9 protein-coding genes and 1 pseudogene are annotated in these 8231 nt (G+C 62.4%); 8 read left to right on the top strand and 2 right to left on the bottom strand.

The features are described from left to right. The 6 genes and pseudogenes from EN964_RS16800 to EN964_RS16775 form a co-directional block, all read left to right on the top strand. Positions 1 to 930 (top strand): annotated as a pseudogene (locus EN964_RS16800) (penicillin-binding protein 1C); the annotation flags it as partial. 64 nt (positions 931 to 994) lie between these two features. Continuing rightward, positions 995 to 1747: a M15 family metallopeptidase gene (locus tag EN964_RS16795; protein WP_127271863.1), complete on the top strand. Its 753-nt coding sequence runs from the start codon at positions 995 to 997 to the stop codon at positions 1745 to 1747. A 220-nt stretch (positions 1748 to 1967) separates the two neighbouring features. Continuing rightward, positions 1968 to 2993 (top strand): sulfate ABC transporter substrate-binding protein, encoded by a 1026-nt coding sequence (locus tag EN964_RS16790; protein WP_127271865.1) that lies wholly within the window; start codon positions 1968 to 1970, stop codon positions 2991 to 2993. A 21-nt stretch (positions 2994 to 3014) separates the two neighbouring features. Further along, entirely contained in the window at positions 3015 to 3866 is an 852-nt protein-coding gene (cysT, locus tag EN964_RS16785) for a sulfate ABC transporter permease subunit CysT (RefSeq protein ID WP_013530875.1), read from the top strand. Beyond that, positions 3859 to 4743, top strand: a complete 885-nt coding sequence (cysW, locus tag EN964_RS16780) for a sulfate ABC transporter permease subunit CysW (protein ID WP_127270916.1) — start codon at positions 3859 to 3861, stop codon at positions 4741 to 4743. Before cysT ends, cysW begins: the two co-directional genes overlap by 8 nt. A 13-nt stretch (positions 4744 to 4756) precedes the next feature. After that, positions 4757 to 5797, top strand: a complete 1041-nt coding sequence (locus tag EN964_RS16775) for a sulfate/molybdate ABC transporter ATP-binding protein (RefSeq protein WP_127271867.1) — start codon at positions 4757 to 4759, stop codon at positions 5795 to 5797. 15 nt (positions 5798 to 5812) lie between these two features. Here the strand turns inward: EN964_RS16775 and EN964_RS16770 are convergent, their stop codons facing one another. Next, positions 5813 to 6211, bottom strand: coding sequence for a type II toxin-antitoxin system VapC family toxin (locus EN964_RS16770; protein ID WP_127271404.1), 399 nt, complete (start codon positions 6209 to 6211; stop codon positions 5813 to 5815). Beyond that, positions 6212 to 6484: an antitoxin gene (locus tag EN964_RS16765; RefSeq protein WP_127271402.1), complete on the bottom strand. Its 273-nt coding sequence runs from the start codon at positions 6482 to 6484 to the stop codon at positions 6212 to 6214. Positions 6485 to 6712: 228 nt separating this feature from the next. Between EN964_RS16765 and EN964_RS16760 the strand changes: the two genes are divergently transcribed. Both EN964_RS16760 and EN964_RS16755 read left to right on the top strand, forming a co-directional pair. Continuing rightward, the gene (locus tag EN964_RS16760) at positions 6713 to 7699 is read left to right on the top strand and encodes a sulfate ABC transporter substrate-binding protein (RefSeq protein ID WP_127271870.1); all 987 of its coding nucleotides are present in this window, start codon (positions 6713 to 6715) and stop codon (positions 7697 to 7699) included. 257 nt (positions 7700 to 7956) lie between these two features. After that, the coding region (locus tag EN964_RS16755; protein WP_164775847.1) for an Rrf2 family transcriptional regulator at positions 7957 to 8231 on the top strand (275 nt) is incomplete at its 3' end.

The following is an 8231-nucleotide window of genomic DNA, read 5'->3' as shown; positions in this document are numbered from 1 at the left end:
GGCTACCAGGGCGATGTCAGCATCCGGCAAGCGCTACAATTGTCGCTCAATGTGCCGGCGATCCGCGTGCTCGACGCGGTCGGGCCAACGCGGCTGATGGCGCGCTTCCGCCAGGCCGGCGTCAGCCCCATACTGCCGGTCAACGAAGCCCCGGGCCTGGCCATCGGTCTTGGCGGCGTCGGGGTGACATTGCGCGACCTCGTCCAGCTCTACACAGGGCTCGCCAATGGCGGCAAGACGCACACGCTGCATGACGGCACCGAGCCTGCCGATGCCGAGCGCACCAGCGCCACCATCCTCGACGGTCAGGCCAACTGGCAGATCATCGACATATTGTCAGGCGTCAAGCCGCCCGAGGGGGCCTTGCAGCGCGGCATCGCCTACAAGACCGGCACGTCCTACGGATACCGCGACGCCTGGTCGGTCGGCTTCGACGGCCGCTACGTGCTGGGCGTCTGGGTCGGCCGCCCCGATGCCGGCGCGGTGCCCGGCCTTTCCGGCTATGTCTCGGCCGCTCCCATCCTGTTCGAGGGTTTTGTCCGCTCGGGCCTCGCCACCGTCCCCTTGCCGGGCAAACCGCCCGGCATGTTCAGCCCCAGACGCGAGGACCTGCCGGTGACGCTCGCCCGCTTCGGCGCCGGGTCGGATGGCCTGGTGCAGGCGACGGTGAGCGAACCCGCACCGACCATCATCTTCCCGCCTGACGGCGCCCGCGTCGATCTCGGCACCAATTCGGCCGACGCCTCGCCACTGGTGCTGAAGCTGCAAGGCGGCCGTGCGCCGTTCCGCTGGCTCGCCAACGGCAAGCCGCTGGCAGGCATCGATCGTCGCCGCACCGCGACCTGGCAGCCCGACGGCGCCGGCTATTCGACGCTGACCGTCATCGACGCCGCAGGGCGTGCGGCGAGTGTGAAGGTGTTCGTCGAATAGATCGCGCCAAGAGATTCATGGAATTGGCTTTCCGGACGCTCGGCAGATAGCAGGATACTCACCCATGCCTGTTCCGAGGCACCCCTCGCGCAATCCGTTCTTGTCGGCAGCCTCGGCACTGGCAGCAACAATCCTTGTCGCGGCAACCACCCTCCCCGCTTTGGCCGATGCCCTGCCCGCCGGCTTCGTCCGGCTCGCCGATGTCGATCCCTCGATCCGCCAGGACATACGCTACGCCGGATCGGACAATTTTCTGCATCGCAAGGTGGACGGCTATGACGCCCCGGCCTGCATCCTCACCGAGCAGGCGGCAAAGGCACTGTCCGCCGTCCAGAAAGCGATCGCCGCCAAAGGCCTGACCCTGATGTTGTTCGATTGCTACCGCCCTGCCCGCGCCGTCGCCGACATGAATGAATGGACGCGCGATGGCGGGTCGCCCGATCCACAATGGTATCCGAAGGTCAGGCGCAGTGAGCTGATCGCCAAGGGTTATGTCGGAGAACTATCGACCCATTCACGTGGCTCGACCGTCGATGTCGCCGTCGCCCGGACGGACCGCAGGTCCAGCCCGAACCAGGCCTGCGGCGCGGGCGATGCCGACACGCTCGATTTCGGCACCGGCTTCGACTGCTTTGATCCGATGAGCGAAACCGCCCACCGAGGCCTTGCCAGTGAAGTGGCGGCAAACCGCAAGATGCTTGTCGACGCCATGCGCGCCGGCGGCTTCAAGAACTATGCAAGGGAATGGTGGCACTTCACGCTGAAAAGCGAACCGTTCGCCAGACAGCGTTTCGACTTTCCCATCACCGCCGATTGATGCACCGGACCAAATTCCGCACCTTGCCTCGGCACCGCCCCTTGCTAGATAGGCTGAGTGGCCGGGTCATGGATTCTTCCTTTGGCCTCAAGAGGAAAATATTTCTCCTAACGGCGAAATGGCGTCGAACATTTTCTCAAGAGGGGCAAAAAAGGCAACATTGAATGCATCTAATTTCTACCAATTCGGTAGATTTGGCGCGGGTTCAACGGAGGCAGAAATGACCAAACCTCATTTCAGGAAACTGCTCGGCGCACTGGTCGCCACATCTGTCCAGTTCGGCACGCTCGGTTTCGCGTTTGCCGATACCACCATTCTCAACGTGTCCTACGATCCGACACGCGAGCTCTACAAGGCCTATGACGAAGCTTTCGTCGCGCATTGGAAGGCCGAGACCGGAGAGACCGTCACCGTCCAGCAGTCGCATGGCGGATCGGGCGCCCAGGCCCGCGCCGTGATCGATGGCCTCGATGCCGATGTGGTGACGCTGGCACTTGAAGGCGACATCAACGCCATCGTCTCGAAGGCGAAGAAGATCAATCCGGACTGGCGCACCAAATTCGAAAACAATTCAGCGCCTTACACCTCGACCATCATCTTCCTCGTCCGCAAGGGCAATCCCAAGGGCATTCACGACTGGAGCGACCTCGTCAAGGACGGTGTCCAGGTGATTACGCCCAATCCCAAAACCTCCGGCGGCGCGCGCTGGAACTATCTCGCCGCCTGGGCCTACGCCAACGCCAATGACGGCGGCGACGAGGCCAAGACCAAGGAGTTCGTCGGCAAGCTCTACGCCAATGCTCCGGTGCTCGACACCGGCGCGCGCGGCTCGACCGTGACCTTCGCGCAAAAGGGTCTTGGCGATGTGCTTATCGCCTGGGAAAACGAGGCCTATCTGGCGCTCGACGAGTTCGGTGCCGACAATTTCGACATCGTCTACCCGCCGACCTCCATCCTGGCAGAACCGCCGGTGGCGGTAGTCGACGCCAATGTCGATGCCAAGGGCACGCGCAAGGTCGCCGAAGCCTATCTGAGCTGGCTCTATTCCAAAGAAGCGCAGACGATCATCGCCAAGAACCATTATCGTCCTGCCAAGCCCGATCTGGTGCCGGCCGAGGACCTCGCCAAGCTGCCGCCGATCAAGCTCGTAACCATCGACGATCCACAGTTTGGTGGCTGGAAAAAAGCACAGCCTTATCATTTCGGCGATGGTGGTATATTCGACCAGATCTACAAGCCCCAGTAAGCAGTCGATATTCAGGACGACATGACCACAGCACCCGCCCAGGCGGGGTGGCGATTCAGGCAGCCGAGCGTCATTCCGGGTTTCGGATTGACGCTCGGCTTCTCGCTTGCCTACCTCACCCTCATCATCCTCATCCCGCTATCCGGGCTGCTCTGGCGCTCGGCCGCCCTTGGCTGGCCTGAATTCTGGGCGATCGCCACCGATCGCCGCACCATCAATGCGCTGAGAATCAGCTTCGGCACCGCCTTCGTCGCGGCTGCGGTCAACGTCGTCTTCGGCACGCTGGTCGCATGGGTGCTGGTGCGATACCGTTTCCCCGGCCGCCGCATCGTCGATGCCATGGTCGACCTGCCCTTCGCCCTGCCGACGGCTGTGGCCGGCATCGCGCTGACCACGCTCTACGCGCCGAACGGCTGGATCGGCAAATTGCTGATGCCGCTCGGCATCAAGGTCGCCTATACGCCGCTCGGTATTGTCATCGCGCTGATCTTCATCGGCCTGCCCTTCGTCGTGCGCACCGTGCAGCCGATCATGGAGGAGATCGACAAGGAAGTGGAGGAAGCCGCCGCCACGCTTGGCGCCAATCGCTTCCAGATCATCACCCGCATCCTGTTTCCGGGCCTGGCGCCGGCCATCGTCACCGGCTTCGCCCTCGCCTTCGCGCGTGGCGTCGGTGAATACGGCTCGGTCATCTTCATCGCCGGCAACTTGCCCTACAAATCAGAAATCGCACCCCTGCTGATCGTCATTCGGTTGGAGGAATACAATTATCCGGCGGCGACAGCGATCGCGGCGATCATGCTCGCTCTGTCGTTCATCATGCTTTTGGTCGTCAATCTCGCACAGTCATGGAGCCGCAAGCGCTATGGCTGACCCGGAGATCAAATCCTACGAACCGCATCATGAAAGCCAGTCGGCGGCGGTCACTGAAAGCCGCCCTGCGCGCCTTGCTCTGATGGCCGTCGCCTTCGCCTTCCTCGGCATTTTCCTGCTCTTGCCGCTGATCATCGTCTTCAACGAAGCCTTCGCCAAGGGCATCGGTGCCTACACCGAAGCGCTCGGCAGTGCCGACACGCGCTCGGCGATCCGGCTGACGCTGCTGGTGGCGGCGATCTCGGTGCCGCTCAACATCGTCTTCGGCATCTCCGCCGCCTGGGCGATCGCCAAGTTCGAGTTCAAGGGCAAGGCCTTCCTGACCACGCTGATCGACCTCCCCTTCTCGGTCTCGCCGGTCATATCGGGCCTCGTCTATGTGCTTCTGTTCGGCGCCCAGGGGCTGCTCGGCACATGGCTGAAAGCGCATGGCATCGTCATCCTGTTTGCCGTGCCGGGCATCGTGCTGGCCACAATCTTCGTCACCTTCCCCTTCGTCGCCCGCGAGTTGATCCCGCTGATGCAGGAACAAGGCAATGGCGACGAGGAGGCAGCGCTTTCGCTCGGCGCCAATGGCTGGCAGACCTTCTGGTACGTGACCTTGCCCAACGTCAAATGGGGGCTGCTCTACGGCGTGCTCCTGTGCAATGCGCGTGCCATGGGCGAGTTCGGCGCGGTATCGGTGGTGTCGGGCCACATACGCGGCCTGACCAACACCATGCCGCTGCATGTCGAAATCCTCTACAACGAGTACAACGCCGTCGGTGCCTTCGCCGTCGCTTCATTGCTTGCGGGCCTGGCGCTCGTCACGCTGGTCTTGAAAACACTTCTCGAGATGCGCTACGGCGCCGAGATCGCCGCGACACGCGGGCACTGACAAAGGGACCACTATGGAAGTTCGCGTTGCCAACGTGCGCAAGGAGTTTGACCAGTTTCCGGCGCTTCACGACGTGTCGCTCGACATCAAGTCGGGCGAACTGATCGCGTTGCTGGGACCGTCCGGTTCCGGCAAGACGACGCTGCTCAGGCTGATCGCCGGGCTGGAGCGGCCGACACGGGGAAAGATATTCTTCGGCGACGAGGACGCCTCGCACAAGTCCATCCAGGAGCGCAATGTCGGCTTTGTCTTCCAGCACTATGCGCTGTTCCGGCACATGACGGTGGCGGACAATATCGGCTTCGGCCTGAAGGTCCGGCACGGACCGTCGCGCCCGCCGGCGCAGGAGATCCGCCGTCGCGCCTCCGAGCTTCTGGACCTCGTCCAGCTTTCAGGGCTCGAAAAGCGCTATCCGGCGCAGCTCTCCGGCGGCCAGAGGCAGCGCGTGGCGCTGGCGCGCGCCATGGCGATCGAGCCCAAGGTGCTGCTGCTCGACGAGCCGTTCGGCGCGCTTGACGCGCAAGTGCGCCGGGAATTGCGCCGCTGGCTGCGCGAAATCCATGACGCCACCGGCCACACCACCGTCTTCGTCACCCACGACCAGGAAGAGGCGCTGGAGCTTGCCGACCGCGTCGTGGTGATGAGCCAGGGCCGCATCGAGCAGGTCGGCACCGCCGACGATATCTACGACACGCCGAACTCGCCCTTCGTCTACGGCTTCATCGGTGAATCGAGCTCGCTTCCCGTCAAGGTCGAGAATGGCGAAATCTGGCTCGCCGACCGTCCGATCGGGCTTGCCGCGCCCAACGAGCCCTCGGGCGATGCGACGCTCTACTTCCGCCCGCACGATGTCGAATTGCTGGACGGCTGCAGCGGCTGCATCGCCGGCACGGTCGCCGCCAGCCGCCGCGTGGCCGGCACGCGCCGGGTCGAGCTTGAAATAGGCGGAGAGCGCCAGCGGGTCGAAATCGAACTGCCGGTCGATCACCCCGCGGCGCAGAAAAGCCGGGTGGCGTTCCGCCCCGGACGCTGGAAGCTTTTTCCGGCGGCTTGATCCTCTGGTCTATGGCTACGCCAGCCAGTTCTCGACCTTCAGGCCCCTGATCCGGTTGAACTCTCCCGTGTTGGCGGTCACCAGCGTGGTGCCCAATGCACAGGCATGAGCGGCGATAAAAAGATCGTTGTGGCCAATGGTCTGGCCCGCGGCTTCAAGCTCGGCGCGAAGTCCGCCATACTCGGCATCCACCGGCACATCGAGCGGCAAGACAGGAATCTCGGCCAGCAAGTCTTCAACCTTCTTGAGCAGCTTGGCCGATCCCTTCTTGGCGCAGCCATATCGCAATTCCGAGGCGACCACGATGCTGGTGCAAACGGCGTCATCTCCCTCGCGCGACATTGCCCTCGCGGCCTTGCCAGCCGGGTTTCGGATCATGTCGCTGATAATGTTCGTATCCAGCATGAACCGCATCTAGAAAATGTCCTCGGATTTGACTGGCGTGTCGTAGATCTCGGGGAAGTCGTCTTCAGGATCGAGCGGCGGCTCTTTCGCCCACTGGGCGAGCAACGCGGTGAGGCCAGGCTTGCGAACCGGCTCGATGACAAGACGATCGCCTTCCCGGCTGATCAGGACTTTTTCGCCGGGAAGCTCGAACTCGACAGGAATGCGCACCGCCTGGCTGCGGTTGTTGCGAAACAGCTTCGCCTCCTTGGGCGGCGTTGTTGAATGTCGGCTCTGGGGCATGTTGCAGCTCTTTTGTATATGCCTTTTGTATATGCCATGCAGCGCCGCAAAACAAGGCGCAGAAAAACTCCGACGAAGGTAGCATTCTCCTGGAACAGAATTCCAACATTCATCGACTTAGGCGACATATTTTCCTACGATGAGGCCACGAACCTACGGCGCATGCCTCGTCGCACACCACGCACCCCGGCTATGGTCCCACCATAAATTGCATCGGAGCCTGTTTTCATGAGACGATTTTTCCTCGGGCTTGCCACCGTCGCAGGCCTGTTCCTTGCATCCTCCCAAGCCTGGTCGGCCGACAAACTGCTCAATGCGTCCTATGACGTCGGCCGCGAACTGTTCGTGCAGGTGAACAAGGCCTTCATCGCGCAGCATCCGGGCGTCACGGTCGATCAGTCGCATGCCGGCACTTCGGCGCAGGCGCGTGCCATCGCCGAGGGCCTTGGCGCCGATGTCGTTACCTTCAACCAGGTCACCGACATCGACTTCCTGGTCAAGAAGGACCTCGTCTCGGCCGACTGGCAAAAGGATTTTCCCGACAACGCCTCGCCCTTCTATTCGCTGCCGTCCTTCCTTGTCCGCGCGGGCAATCCCAAGCATATCAAGGACTGGAACGATCTCGTGCGCGACGACGTGCAGGTGATTTTCCCAAATCCGAAAACCTCCGGCAATGCGCGCTACACCTATCTGGCGGCCACCGCCTACGCCAAGGAAGCCTTCAAGGGCGACGAGGCCAAGGTGAAGGAGTTCATCACCAAGCTTTTCAACAACGTGCCGATTTTCGACACCGGCGGCCGCGCCGCGACCACCACCTTCGTGCAGCGCGAGATCGGTGATGTGCTGATCACCTTCGAGTCGGAGACGCGCGGCATTCGCAAGGAGTATGGCGACGGCAAGTTCGAGCAGGTCACTCCGACGGTCAGCCTGCTGGCCGAATTCCCCGTCGCGATCGTCGACAAGGTTGCCGACGAGCACGGCACGCGCGATCTGGCCAAGACCTATCTCGACTTCCTCTACACGCCGGAGGGCCAGGACATCGCCGCCCGCAACGGCCTCAGAGCCCGCGACGCCGCTGTGGCGGCAAAATACAAGGCCGATTTCCCCGATATCCGGCTGCTGACGGTGGAAGACGTCTTCGGCGGCTGGGACAAAGTGCAGAAAGAGCATTTCGCCGCTGGCGGCCTGCTCGACCAGACCTACGGCAGCCGCTGAAGGCCGCGATATCTGCGCAGTTGACGGAAAAGCCGGCGCCCTGCCGGCTTTTTTCGTTTTGAACGCCGAAAACCTGGTTATCAGCGGAATATCCGCCTTCTCAGTGCAAAACGTTACAAAGAATCAACGCGTTTGTGCCTAACTGCAATCCGGCGGCTTGTTTTCGCGAAACATCATCGCGCGGCGAAAACGTCATTATTTGCACACAAACAGTCGCCAGATGCGAGTGGTTGGGGCTTCAATGGGTTGATCTGGGCATGCTGACGAAAAAAGGCAAATACGGCCTCAAGGCCCTCGTGCATCTGTCCGGCCTGCCGGCCGGCCAATTGGCCTTCGTCAATGACATCGCGGTGGCCAACAACATCCCGAAGAAATTCCTCGATGCCATTCTGGGCGAGTTGCGCAACGCCGGCTTCGTCCAGAGCCGCAAAGGCAAGGAAGGCGGCTATCGCCTCGCCCGGCCGGCCTCCGAAATCAAGATCGGCCATGTCGTGCGCGTGCTGGATGGGCCGCTGGCGCCGATCCCTTGCGC

The organism is Mesorhizobium sp. M7A.F.Ca.CA.001.10.2.1, assembly GCF_003998575.1.
In the GTDB taxonomy this organism is placed as follows: Bacteria; Pseudomonadota; Alphaproteobacteria; order Rhizobiales; family Rhizobiaceae; genus Mesorhizobium.
The sequence above is the reverse complement of the archived record's forward strand: the minus strand, read 5'-3'. Positions and strand labels throughout refer to the sequence as shown.